Here is a 16853-nt window from a genome sequence, read left to right as displayed (position 1 = left end):
CTAGTTTGGCAGTGCAAAAGCAACATAAGAATCTCCGCTTTTGGTCCCTTTACCTCCTCCACAAGCTATTACGAGAAACTGCCTACCATTCATTTCATATACAGCTGGCGTTGCATGTCCTGAGGCAGGAAGTTTGGCTTCCCAGAGAATTTCACCCGTTTCCTTATCAAAGGCACGGATCTTTTCATCCTTCGTAGCCGCAATAAACAACAGTCCCCCAGCGGTGACCACAGGGCCACCGTAGTTTTCAGTACCTGTGGGGGCAAAACCTTGCGCACTCAGCGAGTCAATTTCTCCTAAAGTGACTTGCCATTTTTTCTTGCCGGTATTCATATCGATAGCAGTCAAAAGTCCCCAAGGAGGATTAGATCCATAAAGGCCTTCTTTAGTCACTAATTTTTTATACCCATCCATATAATAGCGAGGAAAAAGCTGCGAAGGAGTACCTTCCAACTCTTGTTTATCACCTTCATCAGGAGCTTTGTCCAGTAAATATTCCAATAATACTTTTCGGTTTTCTGTAGAGATATGGCCAAAAGCAGGCATTGCTCCTCTTCCCTTTTGAAGCAAACGATCCAATGAATCGTAGGTGTATTTACCCTTTACTCCAAGTAAACTTGGGATTGCAGGAGGGTTTCCTTTTCGCTCTAAGCCATGACAGTTGCCGCAATAATTTGTGTAAACAGATTTACCTACATTTTCAAAATCAGCATTTGGAGTCATACCGATGATCCAAGGGATTTGATTCGCGTTCACAAAGAAAGTCTGAGTCATCGGGTCAAAAGCCGCTCCGCCCCATTCTCCTCCACCATCCATTCCGGGAAAAAGGACAATCGACTTCTCAGGGTGTGGAGGAGCCCAAGTATCTCCATAGATAGCTCCCTCAAGTTGATTTCTGATATCAGCTTCCCAGTCCGGGCGAAGGTTGAGAATACTATTTTCTTCAAAAACCATATTCATGAAGGGTTCTGGAAAAGTTGGTATCGGCTGTGTAGCAGAGTTATGCTCTCCGGGCATGATAGAAGGCGTAATGAGTATTTCAGGAATTGGCCAGACAGGATCACCTGTCTCTCTATCAAACACATAGGTCATTCCTTGTTTTGATATTTGGGCCACAGCATCAATCCATTTTCCGTCCTTTTGAAGGCGGATTAGATTTGGATTTGCGGGGAAGTCCCTATCCCATACGTCGTGATGAACTGCCTGAAAGTGCCAAATTCGCTCGCCAGTTTGAGCATTTAAGGCAATCAAAGAATTTGCATATAAATTATTGCCTTTGCGATAGCCTCCCCAGAAATCATACGTAGCTGAACCTGTAGGCACGAATACAATTCCTCTTTCCTTATCCACAGTCATTCCAGCCCAGTTATTTGCTCCACCGATCTGCTTGATATGGTCTGGATCCCAGGTATCGTATCCAAGCTCACCTTCTTGAGGGATGGTATGAAAGATCCATTCTCGCTCGCCTGTACGAATATTATAGGCTCGAATATGTCCAGGTGCTGCATCCAATCCTTCAGACAGACGCATCCCTATAATCAGTAAATCTCCATAGACCACTCCTGGAGCATTAGCGACAATCAGAAAATCTTCACGATCTGTATCCAAGTCTTTTCGAAGATCAACTTTTCCCTGATCTCCGAAACTAAGGATTGGTTCACCGGTCACTGCATCCACCGCCATGAGCCAATTTCCTGCTCCGAAAAGAATACGCTTATCGTCACCATCTTCCCAGTAGCTCACGCCACGATTAGTCCCCGCCCAGGAATTCTCTCCTCCCAAAACCTCAAAAGGATCAAATCTCCAAACTTCCTCACCAGTGGCGGCATTTACAGCAAACACATTCAAAGTAGGCGTAGAGCCATAAAGCAAGCCATTTACCACTATGGGTTGACACTGGATTTGCGAGCGCTCCGTAGCATCACCTGTATTGTATGTCCAGGACACCACTAGTTGGGAGACATTTTCCTTGGTGATTTGCGTCAAAGAGGAGTAGCGGGATCCATCCTCAGGGCCGCCATAGTGCGACCAATCCGTGTAGTCAATTTCGGAGGTTTTGGATTGGCAAGCTGACAAAAGTAAGAGGGCGCTAAAAACAGCGGGTAGAAAGACTTTCATGTATTAGGTTGAGTTGGGTTTGAAAGCAAAATATCGGGAAATATGAGCAAAGTTCACTAAGTAACAATGGTACCCTTGATAAAAGGAAAGTAGGTTGAGATGTCTTTTATCCCGCTAATCATCACAGGGCACTCCATTTCTACTTTTTGGTAAAAATCTTATGCACTCCATAAATCGCAAAACCCAGCACTGTCCAAAGCGCCATATCGGTGATTTCTTCGATTTGGGTGCTACCAAGGAGCCATAGTGTGGCGGCTATCCCGGCAACAGCGAGGGGTATTCCAAACTTCAATTTGTAATAATCTACGTCTGGTTGACTTTTGCGCAAGCGAATCAATGCAGCACAAACCAGCAAGTAAATCAGTAAACGTGCAATAACTGAAATCGCAAGAGAACCCATAAAATCCCATACCGTGGCAACGATAATAATTAAGCATGCAAAGAATAAAACCGCCACAGTGGGTGTTCGGAATCTGGGATGGACAAAGGAAAATATTTCGGGAAATTGCTTTGATTCGCTTAATGCAAACGGCAATCTCGAACCGCTCAGGATCTGCACATTGAGTGTGCCTAAAATAGACACAATTGCCCCAATTGTAATAAACAGCCCTCCACCGTAGCCCATGATGCGAGAGGCAGCATCAGCTAGAGGCTTGTCAGATGTAGCCAAATCAGGTAGAGTTCCAATCGCCACCACTTGAATCAGCACATAGAAAACCGTAATGATCAGCGCTCCGGTCATCAGGGCAAAAGGCAAGTTTTTACGAGGATTTTGGACTTCACCAGAAATGACCAAACCTGCTTCGAACCCTCCAAAAGCGAAAATCAGCAGTAAGGCTGAATTAGCAAATTCGGGCATAGCAGGAGGAGAGCTAAAATCAAATGCAGCTGCATCCAGAAAGAAAAGCCCAACTACAATAAAAAGCGTCAAAGGCACCAATTTGGAAATCGTAAGAATATTAGTGGTGCGAGTGGAATCCTTAATTCCAAGGAGATTAATGGCTGTCAAAACACCTGTGATCCCCACAATCATCAGAATACGCATCCATTCCTCTTGAAAAATCGGAGAGAAAAACGCCATGTATATCACCAGCAAATTAACCAGAGTAGCGTAGCTGAATAGTCTGGTCAACATCAAAACCCACCCAACTGCAAAGGCGGGCATCGCCCCAAAAGCTTCCTTGATATACAGATAAGGACCACCCGTTTTATCGAAGCGGGAACTCACTTCCATAAAAACCAGAATCAGCACCAGCATCACCACCGCACAAACTCCAAAAGCAAGCAAGGAATAGGGGCCAGAAAGCGCAAATGCTTTTGCAGGCAGGCCAAATATCCCCGCTCCTATTACGGAATTAATAATCAAAAAAACCAGATCCCATTTGCGGATACCTCGCTTCAGCATAGAATGAAATTGGATGAATAAAAACTTAAAATAGGTAGAAAATCCAGTTTTCAATTCACAATCTCACTTTTCAAATTCGAAAAAAATGATGCCTGGTAAATTCAAGCTCCACTTCATGGAAAATAGATTTCCAATCCTTCCTCAGTAAGCTCGATTTGATAAACTTCCAAATCACCACAGGAGCCAACTTTCACTTCACCTGTCTTCATATCAAATCTGTATTCATGCAATGGACAGATTATTTCCTCTTCACTAGTAAGCGATCCCTGAAACAAGGATGCTCCACGGTGTGGACAATAGCCTTGGAAAGCATGGAATAATCCTCCAATTCTAACAAGAGCAATTACTTTGTCATCTAAGTGGATTTTATGAATAGCATGCTCTGGAATCATTTGCAAGACTTGGCTTATAGAATTTCCCAGCGTATATGTTTTCATAAGTTTATAAATTGTTTTTTAAATGCCATATAGCCTGTCTCGCATGGCAGATAATCATCCCTCTGTGTGACGCCTGCGTCATGCTCGATTTCATATGATTATAATTTTATTTCAAAGGCCATATGGAATCTCGCATAGTTGATAATCTTCCCTCGCTGTGACTCTTGAGTCATGCTCGATTTCATGTGTTAATTTTCTCTTTTCAAAAAGAATGCAAACCACAACATAAATAAACCATTGGTTTTCTGCCTAATCTTGTTGAATTTAATAGCCGTATAAAATCTCCAGAAATCATGAAAGCTACACTACTTTTCTTTTTAGCTATTTTCTTCTTTGGATTGGCGAATGCGCAAGATCTTGATGGAGCATGGAAACTTACCCATCAAGATGGTCAAGAAGTGAAGGATATGGAATACATCAAAATCTATCAGGATGATTACTTCGCCTTTGGATCAAAGCGTGTTGCAGACAATCACTTCGTCAGTGCAGGAGGTGGCCCTTTCTCCTATGAGGAAGGGAAATATGTAGAAACGCTAGATTTCTTTACACTGGATCCTTTTCAGGTAGGGAATACTAATCGATACACCTTGGACTGGGTAAACGAAAAGATGGTAATCTCCTCCGAAATCAACGGAAAAATGCTGGTGGAAATCTGGGAAAAAGTATCTAATTCAAAAGACGATCTAACTGGGAACTGGGTGATCACCGGCAGAAAAAGAAATGACGAAATATCACGATCTACTCCCGGGGCTAGAAGGACAGTCAAAATCCTCAGTGGAGGCAGATTCCAATGGATTGCTTTCAATTCGGAGACCAAAGAATTCTCAGGAACCGGCGGTGGGACTTACACTGCAGAAGATGGGAAATACATTGAAAATATCACATTCTTTTCCCGAGATGACAGCAGAGTTGGCGCTAGTCTAGATTTCAACTATGAGGTAATCGATGGAGAGTGGCATCACAGCGGACTTAGTAGTAAGGGAGATCCTATCTATGAGATTTGGACACCTTATGCGATTGGGTATACAGGAAAATAAGAATAAGTTCTGAAAGCGGCAAGCCATACTAAAAAGAGGCTGTCTCATAAGTAGGGACAGCCTCTAATTTGTACGGGTAGGTATCTGAGATAAATTCCAAATACTCAAATCTCAGCTTGTTGATTTAAGTTTTGAGACAGCCTCCTCCTTATACTTCTACAGTGTATAATTCTTTTAATTTCCCGATGGTAAAATCGACTTCCTCTATTGTGTTAAATCGACTGAAAGAGAATCTAACTGCATCTCGATCTGGAGTATGATTGATGGCACGTAAAACGTGCGAACCCACTGTAGCTCCAGAACTGCATGCTGATCCTCCGGAAGCTGATATACCTTCCAGATCAAGATTAAAAAGCAACATGCCGCTATTGGCCTCAGATGGAGGCAGACTCACACTCAATACAGTGTAAAGACTATTGTCCATATCAGCAGAAAGTCCATTAAAATCTACTCCCGGAATCTCCTGAGCAAGACTTTGCATGAAATGTTTTTTGATAGATTCTATGTGAATTTGGTGCTCAGCCATGTCTTCATAAGCGATTTCCAGTGCCTTTGCGATCCCGATGATTCCGATCACATTCTCTGTACCTCCACGCATATTTCTCTCCTGTGCCCCACCATGAATCAATGGATGGATTTTCCTATTCTTTTTCACGTAAAGAAATCCAGATCCTTTTGGCCCGTGAAATTTATGCCCTCCAGCCACTATCGCATCCACAGGAAGTGATTTCAAGTCATGGATATAATGTCCCATGGACTGTACAGTATCAGAATGGAAAAATGCACCGTATTCTTTTGCAAGAGAACCTATGCGATTAAGGTCGTTTATATTCCCTATTTCATTATTCGCATGCATCAAAGACACTAGGCTATTTGGATTAGCCTTCAACAAATTCTCTAGCTGACTCATATCCAGCTCACCTTTATCATTCACATCTAGCTTACTAAGCTTGATTTGTCCTTTTTTCTCACATACCTCAAGCGTATGCAAAACTGCATGATGCTCAAGCGGAGAAGTGATCGCGTGAATAATGCCATGGGTTTCGATCCCACACACAATCGCTGTATTATCTGCCTCGGTACCGCCAGAAGTGAAAAAAATCTCTGCCGGTGTCGCATTTAGCAACTCAGCCACCTTCTTACGAGACCGCTCTATTGCCGACCTAACTTCTCTCCCAAAACTATGGACAGAGGAAGGGTTTCCATAGTGATTTCTCATAAAGGGAATCATGGCATCGATCACTCGATCGTCCATGGCAGTGCTGGCTGCATTGTCTAAATAAACTTTCATCGTACTCGTGTTGGGATGTATGTTCTTTCTGGAGGGCTGCTATCAAATCATGGATGCATTCACTACCTCTTTGATATCTGCAATCAGCTTTTTGGCCAAATGCTCAGCGGTAGCCTCTGATTCAGATTCGGAGTAAATACGAATAATCGGCTCTGTATTAGACTTCCGCAAGTGTACCCATTCCTTTTCAAACTCAATTTTGACACCGTCTATATCGTTGATTGGATGGGTTTTATACTTGTTTTTGATCTCAAACAAAATATTATCGACGTCTATCTGTGGTGTCAGTTCGATTTTATTTTTGGAAATATGGTAGTTCGGGTAAGTTGCTCTTAGTCTTGAAATAGTCTTGCCAAAATGAGCTAAGTGCGTCAAAAACAATCCAATCCCAACTAAGGCATCTCTGCCATAATGTGAAGTCGGATAGATAATCCCACCATTGCCTTCCCCACCGATCACTGCATCCACAGCTTTCATCTGATTTACTACGTTGACTTCCCCTACAGCAGCAGCAGTATATACTCCTCCTCTTTTCTCCGTCACATCACGCAATGCTCGGGTAGAGCTTAGGTTTGAAACTGTATTTCCAGGAGCCTTCGATAGCACATAATCCGCCACCGCGACTAAGGTGTATTCTTCTCCAAATGCTGATCCGTCCTCATTGATAAATGCCAATCGATCCACATCGGGATCGACCACAATTCCCAAATCGTAGCTTCCTCTTTCCAATTTCTGAGAAATATCCCTCAAATTCTCGGGGAGCGGTTCAGGATTGTGAGGAAAATGACCATCCGGTGTGCAGTACATCTCTTCAATCTCAGTCACGCCCAAAGCTCTCAAGAGCATAGGCACAGCAATTCCGCCCGTAGAATTTACGGCATCCACCACTACTTTGAAGTTTCTGGCTTTGATCGCTTCTACATCTACCAAATCCAAGTCCAGCACATGCTGCACATGGCGTTCTATGTAATCGTTGATTTGAGTATAGCTACCGAGTTTTTTTACTTCTGCATAAGAAAAATCTTCCTTTTCAGCTTTCTCCAAAATGTCTTTTCCCTCCTCATCTGAAATGAATTCTCCTTTGTCATTCAAAAGCTTCAGTGCATTCCACTGAATGGGATTATGACTGGCTGTAAGGATAATGCCCCCACCGGCTTTTTCCAATGGAACAGCAAATTCTACCGTAGGTGTAGTACTCAGACCCAAGTCTATTACATGGATACCCAAACCTTGAAGAGTGGCAGAAACCAATCCAGAGACCATCTCACCAGAGAGGCGAGCGTCTCTACCTATAATCACTTTAGGATTGTTTGTTTGCTCAAGAACCCAAGCTCCATAAGCTGAAGCAAACTTGACAATATCAATGGGAGTAAGGCCATCGCCGGCTCTACCGCCGATAGTTCCTCTGATGCCAGAGATTGATTTAATTAGTGACACGTACAGTGATCTAGTTAGGTTAAAAACTTATAAACCCTGTTAGCTAACAGGATCGTCATATTACTTGAATTTTGCGAGGACTTTATCCACTTCGTTGTCAGGATTGCCACAACTGCTGTCGGCATCCACCGTTTTTCCACAATAGCCACAGGTTCCCCCATCCTTATTGAGGTAGGGATTTTGAGAGGCACAAGTCCCCTTGAATTGGCCGTTTTTAAGGAATAACAGCCTCACCGACATCAAAATGAAGAACAAAGCAACAAAACCAAGTGTAAGAAATACGGTTGTCATAACGAATAAATTTGCGCAAATTTAAGGCTTTAGATCGAAAACGTTCCTAATTCAAGCATAGTTTCCTCACCCATGACAAATTTGAGTACCCGAGCCGAGAAAGTGGCTGCTTTTGACAGATTACTAACTATCATGGATGAGCTTAGGGAGCAGTGTCCATGGGATAAAAAACAAACGACAGAAAGTCTCAGACATTTGACCATAGAGGAAACTTTTGAACTTTCGGATGCAATACTCGAAGGAGATTCAGGCGAGATCAAAAAAGAGTTGGGCGATATCCTCCTTCACATCGTGTTTTATGCACGAATAGGATCAGAAGAAGGCAACTTTGATATGAAGACGGTAATAGATGCACTTTGTGAGAAACTTATCCGCAGACATCCTCATATCTATGGGGATACCGAGGCTGAGGACGAAGAAGCAGTGAAGCAAAATTGGGAGAAAATAAAACTTACCGAAAAAGGCAACAAATCTGTGCTTGGAGGCGTCCCAAAATCTCTTCCTGCCGTGATCAAAGCTATGCGAATTCAGGAAAAGGCCCGTGGCGTTGGTTTTGACTGGGAGGAAAAAAAACAAGTTTGGGAGAAAGTAGAAGAGGAAATGCAAGAGTTCCAAGAGGAATTTAATGCAGCCAATGATGCAGAAATCGACCGCGATAAAGCTGCCGGAGAATTCGGAGATCTGTTATTTTCTCTGATTAATTACGCACGATTTATAGATATCAATCCAGAGGAAGCGCTGGAAAGAACCAATAAGAAATTTATAAAGAGATTCCAATATTTAGAGTCCGCTGCTCAGCATTCAGGCAAAAAACTGAGTGAGATGACCTTGGCAGAAATGGATGTATATTGGAACGAGGCGAAAGGAAAGTAAACTCGTGTAAGTGAATAGTGATAAGTGGTAAAAATATAACTATAGAATAAAATGAAAAAAATTATTTTTACAAAAGAGTCCCCAGCGCCCATTGGACCCTATTCACAGGCAGTCATAGCTGGAAACACACTTTATGTATCGGGTCAAATTGCCTTGGATGCTGAGACAGGTGACTTGATCAATGAGAACATCACAGAGGAAACACACGCGGTGATGAAGAATTTAGAAGCAGTCCTCAGAGCAGCCGATTTTACTTTCAGCGATATAGTCAAATGCAGCATCTTCATCAAAAACATGGATGAGTTTGGCACAATCAATGAAGCTTATGGGCACTACTTCAAATCGAACCCTCCAGCCCGAGAAACAGTAGAAGTAAGTAAGCTTCCCAAAAATGTAAACGTAGAAATATCCTGTATTGCAGTGAAATAACGAATCTTGAACCTTTTGCCCTACGATAGCGAAACCTTAGTCAGTGCTCTTTCCAAAGAGGAAGTGCTAGGACATTTGAATCGTGTGACGCGAGAGGTCAATTTTTTGGACCAAAGATCACTAAGCAAGGGTGGAATTATTTTCAATGGGTTGATAGGACAAAATGGGTTTAGAATTTCAAAAGTGGTGAACAGAGCCGATACATTTCTTCCTCTGATTTTGGGCAAAATAGAAACTACTCCCCGAGGGTGTATTCTATTTATCAATTACCGTTTGTTCCCTGGAGCACTTTTTTTCATCGCATTTTGGTCAATTATTTTATTGGCTTTCTCCGCGTTCTATTCATTCCTCCTTCCCAATTACGGCTATGCCAGTATTAGTTTTATAATTGGCCTAGGTAATTATATCGTAGCCATGTATTTCTTCAACAGACAGGTGAAAGCTTCGCGAAAAGTTTTTCACCAGCTGATCGATTTCCAAATGAAGGATTAAGGCTTGTATTCTTAGGGAAAAATAGCGTTTAGACTTATTTTAGCGCCACAAAAAGATTCAATAAACCATATCATAATGAGTATCCGCATAGAAAAAGACACCATGGGGCCTGTAGAGGTACCTGCTGACAAATACTGGGGCGCACAGACCCAAAGATCCATTAATAATTTCAAAATAGGGGGTGAGAAAAACCGCATGCCGATAGAAATCACCTATGCTTTTGCGATTTTGAAAAAAGCCGCTGCCCAGACCAATGCTGAGCTTGGGGTGTTGGATCAGGACAAAGCTGATATTATCGGCCGAGTATGTGATGAGATTTTGGAAGGTAAGCATGACGATCAATTCCCTCTCGTAATCTGGCAAACTGGCTCTGGAACTCAGTCCAACATGAATTCAAATGAGGTGATTGCTTATCGTGCGCATGTTCTTCTTGGCGGTTCTTTGGAAGATACCAAAAAGAAAATTCACCCAAATGATGATGTGAACAAGTCTCAGTCGTCCAATGATACCTACCCCACCGCTATGCACATTGCTGCATACAAAATGGTGAAGGAGACTACGATTCCAGGTGTGGAAAAGCTCAGGGATACATTAGCCGAAAAAGCTGAAGCTTTCAAGGGTGTGGTAAAAATCGGCCGTACACACTTTATGGATGCGACTCCACTTACCTTGGGTCAAGAGTTTAGTGGATATGTAGCACAGCTCAATCATGGCTTAAAAGCCCTAAAAAACACCTTAGCTCATTTGTCAGAATTAGCTTTGGGCGGAACAGCTGTCGGAACTGGCCTTAATACTCCTAAAGGATATTCTGAGCTGGTAGCCAAAAAGATTGCTGAGCTTTCAGGACAGCCATTTGTGACTGCGGAAAATAAATTTGAAGCACTTGCAGCTCATGATGCAATGGTAGAATCTCATGGTGCTTTAAAGCAATTGGCCGTTTCTTTAATGAAAATAGCAAATGATACACGGATGCTTTCCTCTGGTCCAAGATCGGGTATAGGTGAGATTTTGATTCCCGAAAACGAACCTGGATCATCCATTATGCCTGGCAAAGTAAATCCAACCCAAGTGGAAGCCCTGACTATGGTTGCCGCGCAGGTGATGGGAAATGACGTAGCTATTTCCATAGGTGGCTCAAATGGTCATTTTGAATTAAACGTGTTCAAGCCTTTGATAGCTTCTAACTTCCTTTCTTCTGCCCGCTTGATTGGTGATGCATGCATATCATTCAACGACCACTGCGCTGTAGGCATAGAGCCAAATACCACCATGATCCAACGGCATCTGGAGAATTCACTGATGCTGGTCACAGCTTTGAATCCGCACATTGGTTATGAAAATGCCGCTGCGATTGCCAAGAAAGCCCATAAAGAAGGAACCAGCTTAAGAGAGGCAGCTATCGCTTTGAATCTGCTTACTTCTGAGCAATTCACAGAATGGGTAAAACCTGAAGAAATGACGGGAAGCCTGAAATAAAGCGGTTTTCCCTTGCAAAAAAAATGGTTCCATCGGAAAATGGAACCATTTTTTATTGAATACTATATTTTAATCATTCGGAGTGAGTGGATTTGATTTTCTTATCATTCCATCTGGCAATTCTCCTTCTGTACTTGCTACTATCGTACAAACTGTGGCATCCCCGGTGACATTCACTACCGTTCGGAACATATCCAAAATACGATCGGGTGCGATAATCAATGCGATACCGGCAGCAGGAACACCAATTGATTCCAATACGATAATCAGCATAATCAATCCAGCTCCCGGAACTCCAGCAGACCCTATGGATGCAAGAGTCGCAGTCAGGACGATCATCAGCTGCTGAGTCAAGCTCAAATCCATCCCTAAAGCCTGTGCGATAAATACCGCAGCAACACCTTGGTACAGGCTGGTTCCGTCCATATTCACAGTAGCTCCCAAGGGAAGCACAAAGCTGGAAATCTCTTCAGACACACCTAATTCCTCCTCCACTTGCTTCATGGTAACCGGAAGTGTCGCAGAACTTGAACTGGTAGAAAAAGCAAGCAATTGAGCAGGCCTGATCGCCTTGAAAAAGTCCGTGTATTTCACTTTAGTAAAGGCCATCAAAATTGCCGGATAAACTACCAAAATCATAGTAAATAAACCTCCTAAAACCACCAAGCTATATTTCAATAGCGCCATCAACAACTGGACTGCAGAATCTGGATTTTCTCCTGCAATCTCTACGATCAATGAAGCCATCAGGGCAAACACTCCATAAGGAGCTATCATCATGATGTAATTTACAATCTGAATAATCACCTCATTCATTCCATCAAAAAACGCGATCACAGGAGCTGCCTTACTTTTTTGGACTTGCAACAGGGCAATACCTACTAGTATAGCAAAGAATACCACTTGCAGCATGGCCGCATTATCAGTGGTAGCTCTAAAGACGTTTTCTGGAACAATATCCACAAGAGGCTGTAATGGACTTTGTTTTTGAAGCTCAGCTGCCTGTCCTACCCGGGAACCTGCATCGCCTTCATACAGGCTCATCAGATTTTCACGAGTTTCTGGAGGCAAACTCTTGCCAGGTTTAAAAACATTAACCAGCACAAGACCAATGGTCACTGCCAAAACTGTTGTCACTAAATAGGTCCCAATGGTCTTTCCGCCGATTCGGCTCAGTTTTGAAACATCACCTAGGTTAGAAACTCCAACTATCAGAGAGGCCAATACCAAAGGCACAGCGATCATTTTCAAACCATTGATGAAAATCGTACCAAATGGCTTGATATAATCTATAGTGAAGGAATTAGGAATTGAAGTCTTGATAACTACTAAACCAAAAATCAACCCCAGAACAAGTCCGATGATAATTTGGGTGTGTAAGGGTATCTTTTTAAGCATATAAATGGGCCTAGAAGTCTTGCAGTTTATTGCTTTTTGATAATAAAATATAATCAGCTATGACCAATGCGGCCATTGCTTCCACAATCGGAACTGCTCTAGGCACTACACAAGGATCATGACGGCCTTTTCCTGAAACTACCACCGCTTCACCGGCCTCATTTACAGACGCCTGGTCTGTCATTATGGTAGCAACCGGCTTGAAAGCCACATTGAAATAAATATCTTCCCCATTTGAAATACCTCCTTGGATTCCACCAGAATGATTCGTTAACGTTCGAACATTATCCCCATCTTGAATAAAGGTGTCATTGTGGGCAGAACCTCGCATTTTCACTCCATCGAATCCGCTTCCGTACTCAAAACCTTTCACTGCATTGATGCTTAACATGGCTTTCCCCAGCTCCGCATGTAGTCGGTCAAATACTGGTTCTCCAATTCCCACTGGAGTATTTTTGATCACACAGCTCACTACGCCACCAATGGTATCTCGCTCCCTTCTTACCGAATCTATCAATTCAATCATTTCCTCGGCAACTTCTGGATCGGGACATCTCACGATGTTCTCTTCAGCTTTTGCAAGGTCTAATTCTGTATAACTTTTAGCCAACTTCAACTCGCCTACCTGGGATACATAAGCCTGGATGCTAATCCCCTTTGTTTCCAAAAGTTGCTTAGCAATGGCTCCAGCAACTACGCGAGCTGCTGTTTCTCGAGCTGAGCTTCTGCCTCCACCTCTATAATCCCTCAGCCCATACTTTTCGAAGTAGGTGAAGTCAGCATGGGATGGGCGAAATTTATCTGAAATATGAGAGTAATCTTTGCTTTTCTGGTCTGAATTATTGATCACAATCCCGATGGGAGTGCCTGTAGTCAGGCCTTCAAAAACTCCGGATTTGATTTCAAATTCATCCTCTTCCTTCCGCTGTGTGGTAATTTTGGACTGACCTGGTTTTCTTCGTTGCATTTCTGCAATAAGTTTTGCCACGTCTATTTTTAGTCCTGCCGGGCATCCTTCGATGATAACCCCTAAAGCTAGCCCATGTGATTCACCAAATGTGGTGATCTTGAATAGCTTTCCAAATGAATTGCCCATTATCTTTTTCTAATTATCAATACAGCCAGCAATGCTACTGCCAAGAGCAGCAAAACGTTGATTGAGACTGTAAAATAGTATTTATATTTCTCGTTTAAAAACCGGTTGTCTTCTGTGGAAATACGATCGTATAGCCCTCCTAATCTCTGGTTGGAAATCGCCTGATTGACCTTACTCTCGCCTACTACGCTGATTTTTGCCTGAGGGCTTAACGTGTCATAAACCACTCGCTCCGGATCAAAGTATACCCACTCAAAATTCTTTCCAAGATCTACTTCTCTAGCTTCATTGATCGTGATATAGTAATTGAATTCCTTGATTCCGGAAACTCTTCCATATCCACGATTAATCTGCTGGCGTACGTTCGGGTCATAAGTATTAAGATTGGCAGTAGGAATCCTTTTTGGTGCAGAGATCGCATTGATATTTCCTATGCCGCTGATACCGAAATTATAGTCAAACCCCTGACCTGTTTCTACTTCAATCGAGGTGATATTTTCTCTGAGTTGAAACTGCCCTACACTCACCTCATTTTTAAGTGGATGTGGTGGAAGTGGCTTGACTTTTATTGTCTTTGGACTGGAATAGAAAGTTTTGTAATCTTCCTGTCTATTTGCTCCAAAAAAAGTTGGGTTTTTCGCGATTTTATATTTGATCATTTCCCATGGGATTCTTGGGATAAGTATTTCTCCTTCGGAAAAAGGGAAAAAAGTAGCCTCATATACCTTAAATTTTGTCCACCTTTTCCCGTTGATGATCACTTGCTCAGGATCAATATTGCTAATGTTGAAATTTTCTTCCCATGCATTTGTAGGTTTTACTTTTTTCAAAACATCATCCAGCTGTCTGCCAGCTTGATGAAAATTAAATTGAGCTTGATTCGACTCAGACATATAAAATGCCAAACTCAGATTGAAGCCCTCCCCTTGATAAATTTCTTCCTTATCCACAGATACAGAGAAAAAAGCATCGTCTTCCATCTCTACATACTCTGGATCTTCCACGGCCGACCGTCCAAAGAAATCAGCAAAAGGATCAGTAGCCGTGCCACGACCATTGGTAGCACTAGCAGCATCTCCGACGGTGATCTTTTTCCCATTAGAAGAATAGGCTTGACCATTGATAGTGAGGTCAAAAGACGACAAAGTAAACTCGCCTTTTCTACTGGGCTTGTAATATTGTATGATACTGTTGGAACTACTCATCTGACCATTGATGAGGTTCATCGAAGAAGATTGGGATATCCCTTGTTTTTGAAAGCTTGGAATATCTGGAAATTGATCGTAAGACTTAATTTTCTCGTTGCTGAGCGTTACTTTGATAGTGAAAGTTTCATTCAAACCGATCTCAGCAGATCCCAGCTCAATTAGAACATCCTGAGCTGTAGCCAATGCTGAAATAAGAAAGAGGCCACATACGAAAATGAATTGGGCAATCGTTTTAATCATGGTTGCGAAAATAGGAAATATTCTACTCTTTGATTTCTAAAATAACGCAACATCTGTAGAAATGCCTTCGTATTAAAACTTAAAATCAGTTAAAAACCAAAACTCTTTAGACTATGATCGAATATGTGAAGACTATCTTACAAAAGGTCAGCTTTTCCAAGTATTTGTTTGAACGTGAGCTGAGAAAAGGATTAAGATTAATATCACCCGCTGAAATTCAGGAATTCAAAGACTGGTGTTACCTGATGTTTGGTAAAATGCATCAGGTCATTCTCAATAGATATTTCGAACCTGCATATTAAATCAAAAGCCCCGACCAATTCTGGAACGGGGCTTTTTTATCTATGATAGTTGGTCTTCTTTAATTAATCCTTTGTTGCAAAATCCGGATAAGCACGCATACTGTGCTCATTGATATCCAAGCCTTCCGTTTCTTCTGCTTCATCTACGCGGATACCGATAGTCTTTTTCAATACAAAGAAAATCACACCTGCAAAAAGAACGCAGAATGCGCCTACGGCAACAACTCCAATCAACTGAGAGATAAATTGACCCACACCAGCCAAATCTCCGAAGATCCCTACAGCCAATGTCCCCCAGATCCCACCGACTAGGTGAACTGAGATCGCTCCTACAGGATCATCCACTTTGATTTTGTCAAAGAAAACAACTGCAAGGACAATCAAACCACCGCCAATCAATCCAATGATAATCGAGGAATTGACGCTCATTTGATCAGCACCAGCAGTGATTCCTACTAAGCCTGCCAAAATCCCATTCAAAACCATGGTGATATCATAGGTTTTGAACATCAAATAAGATACAATCAGTGCCCCAAAAGCTCCGGCAGCAGCAGCCATGGATGTAGTCACAAAAACTTTGGATACCAATCCTGGATCGGCACTTAGCACTGATCCACCATTGAACCCAAACCAGCCAAACCATAATAAAAACACACCAAATGTGGCCAATGGGATATTATGACCAGGAATCGCTGTCATGCCTCGAGAAGTGTATTTCCCAATTCTAGGCCCTAAGAGCGCCGCACCTATCAAAGCTCCCCATCCGCCTACAGAATGTACAATCGTAGATCCCGCGAAGTCATAAAATGGCGTTTCCAATGTATTAAGGAATCCTCCACCCCACTTCCACATCCCTACGATCGGATAACATATCCCTACATATAGAAAAGAGAAAAAGATAAATGGCCCAAGTTTTACCCGCTCAGCCACTGCTCCCGAAACGATGGTCGCTGCTGTCGCAGCAAACATAGCCTGGAAAATGAAATCAGTAAAGTAGGTATAACCTGCGTTGTAATTACTGGTATCCCAACCTTCTGGAAGGGTAAGTCCAAAGCCTGCAAATCCAAAGAAAGAACCTGCATATTCTGCTCCCGGATACATCAGGTTGAAGCCGACAAAAGCGTAAGTCAAAAGTCCAATCGCAGGAATGATTGTGTTTTTGAATAAGATGTTAACGGTGTTTTTTGAGCGGGTAAGTCCAGCTTCCAAGCTGGCAAAACCCAAGTGCATGATGAAAACCATAGTAGTGGCCATCATCATCCATAAGTTATTGACGGTAAATAAATCTTGCATTAGATAAAATAGGTTCGGTGAATAAGTGAA

General features: G+C 42.4%; 16 protein-coding genes. 6 read left to right on the top strand and 10 right to left on the bottom strand.

Annotated elements, in window-relative coordinates:
• The 3 genes from U3A58_RS03720 to U3A58_RS03710 form a co-directional block, all read right to left on the bottom strand.
• Nucleotides 1–2118, bottom strand: a complete 2118-nt coding sequence (locus tag U3A58_RS03720) for an outer membrane protein assembly factor BamB family protein (RefSeq protein ID WP_323822044.1) — start codon at nt 2116–2118, stop codon at nt 1–3.
• 139 nt (nt 2119–2257) lie between these two features.
• A complete protein-coding gene (locus tag U3A58_RS03715) occupies nt 2258–3523 on the bottom strand; it encodes an APC family permease (RefSeq protein ID WP_323822043.1) in 1266 nt (421 codons plus the stop codon).
• Nucleotides 3524–3636: 113 nt separating this feature from the next.
• On the bottom strand, nt 3637–3960 hold the full coding sequence (locus U3A58_RS03710) for a Rieske (2Fe-2S) protein (RefSeq protein ID WP_323822042.1): 324 nt from the start codon (nt 3958–3960) through the stop codon (nt 3637–3639).
• A 293-nt stretch (nt 3961–4253) separates the two neighbouring features.
• Here U3A58_RS03710 and U3A58_RS03705 point away from each other — a divergent pair, with 293 nt between their 5' ends.
• A complete protein-coding gene (locus tag U3A58_RS03705) occupies nt 4254–4997 on the top strand; it encodes a hypothetical protein (RefSeq protein WP_323822041.1) in 744 nt (247 codons plus the stop codon).
• A 148-nt stretch (nt 4998–5145) separates the two neighbouring features.
• Here U3A58_RS03705 and U3A58_RS03700 read toward each other — a convergent pair whose 3' ends face one another.
• Genes U3A58_RS03700 through U3A58_RS03690 form a run of 3 tightly spaced genes read right to left on the bottom strand, consistent with a single transcriptional unit; the run spans nt 5146 to nt 8016 of the window.
• A complete protein-coding gene (locus tag U3A58_RS03700) occupies nt 5146–6288 on the bottom strand; it encodes a cysteine desulfurase family protein (RefSeq protein ID WP_323822040.1) in 1143 nt (380 codons plus the stop codon).
• Between the two features lie 42 nt (nt 6289–6330).
• Complete coding sequence (gene glmM / locus U3A58_RS03695) at nt 6331–7725, bottom strand: phosphoglucosamine mutase (RefSeq protein ID WP_323822039.1); 1395 nt, start codon at nt 7723–7725, stop codon at nt 6331–6333.
• Nucleotides 7726–7785: 60 nt separating this feature from the next.
• A complete protein-coding gene (locus U3A58_RS03690) occupies nt 7786–8016 on the bottom strand; it encodes a hypothetical protein (protein ID WP_323822038.1) in 231 nt (76 codons plus the stop codon).
• A 72-nt stretch (nt 8017–8088) separates the two neighbouring features.
• Here U3A58_RS03690 and mazG point away from each other — a divergent pair, with 72 nt between their 5' ends.
• From mazG to fumC, 4 genes are all read left to right on the top strand, one after another.
• On the top strand, nt 8089–8889 hold the full coding sequence (gene mazG / locus U3A58_RS03685) for a nucleoside triphosphate pyrophosphohydrolase (RefSeq protein WP_323822037.1): 801 nt from the start codon (nt 8089–8091) through the stop codon (nt 8887–8889).
• A gap of 51 nt (nt 8890–8940) precedes the next feature.
• Entirely contained in the window at nt 8941–9318 is a 378-nt protein-coding gene (locus U3A58_RS03680) for a RidA family protein (protein WP_323822036.1), read from the top strand.
• A gap of 15 nt (nt 9319–9333) precedes the next feature.
• Complete coding sequence (locus tag U3A58_RS03675; RefSeq protein WP_323822035.1) at nt 9334–9810, top strand: hypothetical protein; 477 nt, start codon at nt 9334–9336, stop codon at nt 9808–9810.
• Nucleotides 9811–9885: 75 nt separating this feature from the next.
• Complete coding sequence (gene fumC, locus U3A58_RS03670) at nt 9886–11286, top strand: class II fumarate hydratase (protein ID WP_323822034.1); 1401 nt, start codon at nt 9886–9888, stop codon at nt 11284–11286.
• Nucleotides 11287–11355: 69 nt separating this feature from the next.
• Here fumC and U3A58_RS03665 read toward each other — a convergent pair whose 3' ends face one another.
• The 3 genes from U3A58_RS03665 to U3A58_RS03655 are packed head-to-tail and all read right to left on the bottom strand — an operon-like array spanning nt 11356 to nt 15228.
• Nucleotides 11356–12684: a dicarboxylate/amino acid:cation symporter gene (locus U3A58_RS03665; RefSeq protein WP_323822033.1), complete on the bottom strand. Its 1329-nt coding sequence runs from the start codon at nt 12682–12684 to the stop codon at nt 11356–11358.
• 10 nt (nt 12685–12694) lie between these two features.
• Nucleotides 12695–13780, bottom strand: coding sequence for a chorismate synthase (gene aroC, locus U3A58_RS03660; protein WP_323822032.1), 1086 nt, complete (start codon nt 13778–13780; stop codon nt 12695–12697).
• Entirely contained in the window at nt 13780–15228 is a 1449-nt protein-coding gene (locus U3A58_RS03655) for a BatD family protein (protein ID WP_323822031.1), read from the bottom strand. Before U3A58_RS03655 ends, aroC begins: the two co-directional genes overlap by 1 nt.
• A 113-nt stretch (nt 15229–15341) precedes the next feature.
• Between U3A58_RS03655 and U3A58_RS03650 the strand changes: the two genes are divergently transcribed.
• Nucleotides 15342–15530, top strand: coding sequence for a hypothetical protein (locus U3A58_RS03650; RefSeq protein WP_323822030.1), 189 nt, complete (start codon nt 15342–15344; stop codon nt 15528–15530).
• Nucleotides 15531–15593: 63 nt separating this feature from the next.
• On the opposite strand, the gene U3A58_RS03645 is transcribed toward U3A58_RS03650, so the two are convergent.
• Nucleotides 15594–16823, bottom strand: a complete 1230-nt coding sequence (locus U3A58_RS03645) for an ammonium transporter (RefSeq protein WP_323822029.1) — start codon at nt 16821–16823, stop codon at nt 15594–15596.
• Between the last annotated feature and the right edge of the window lie 30 nt (nt 16824–16853).

The sequence above is a fragment of the Algoriphagus persicinus genome (assembly GCF_035156415.1).
Lineage (GTDB): Bacteria > Bacteroidota > Bacteroidia > Cytophagales > Cyclobacteriaceae > Algoriphagus > Algoriphagus persicinus.
This window is presented reverse-complemented; position numbering and strand designations above follow the sequence as displayed.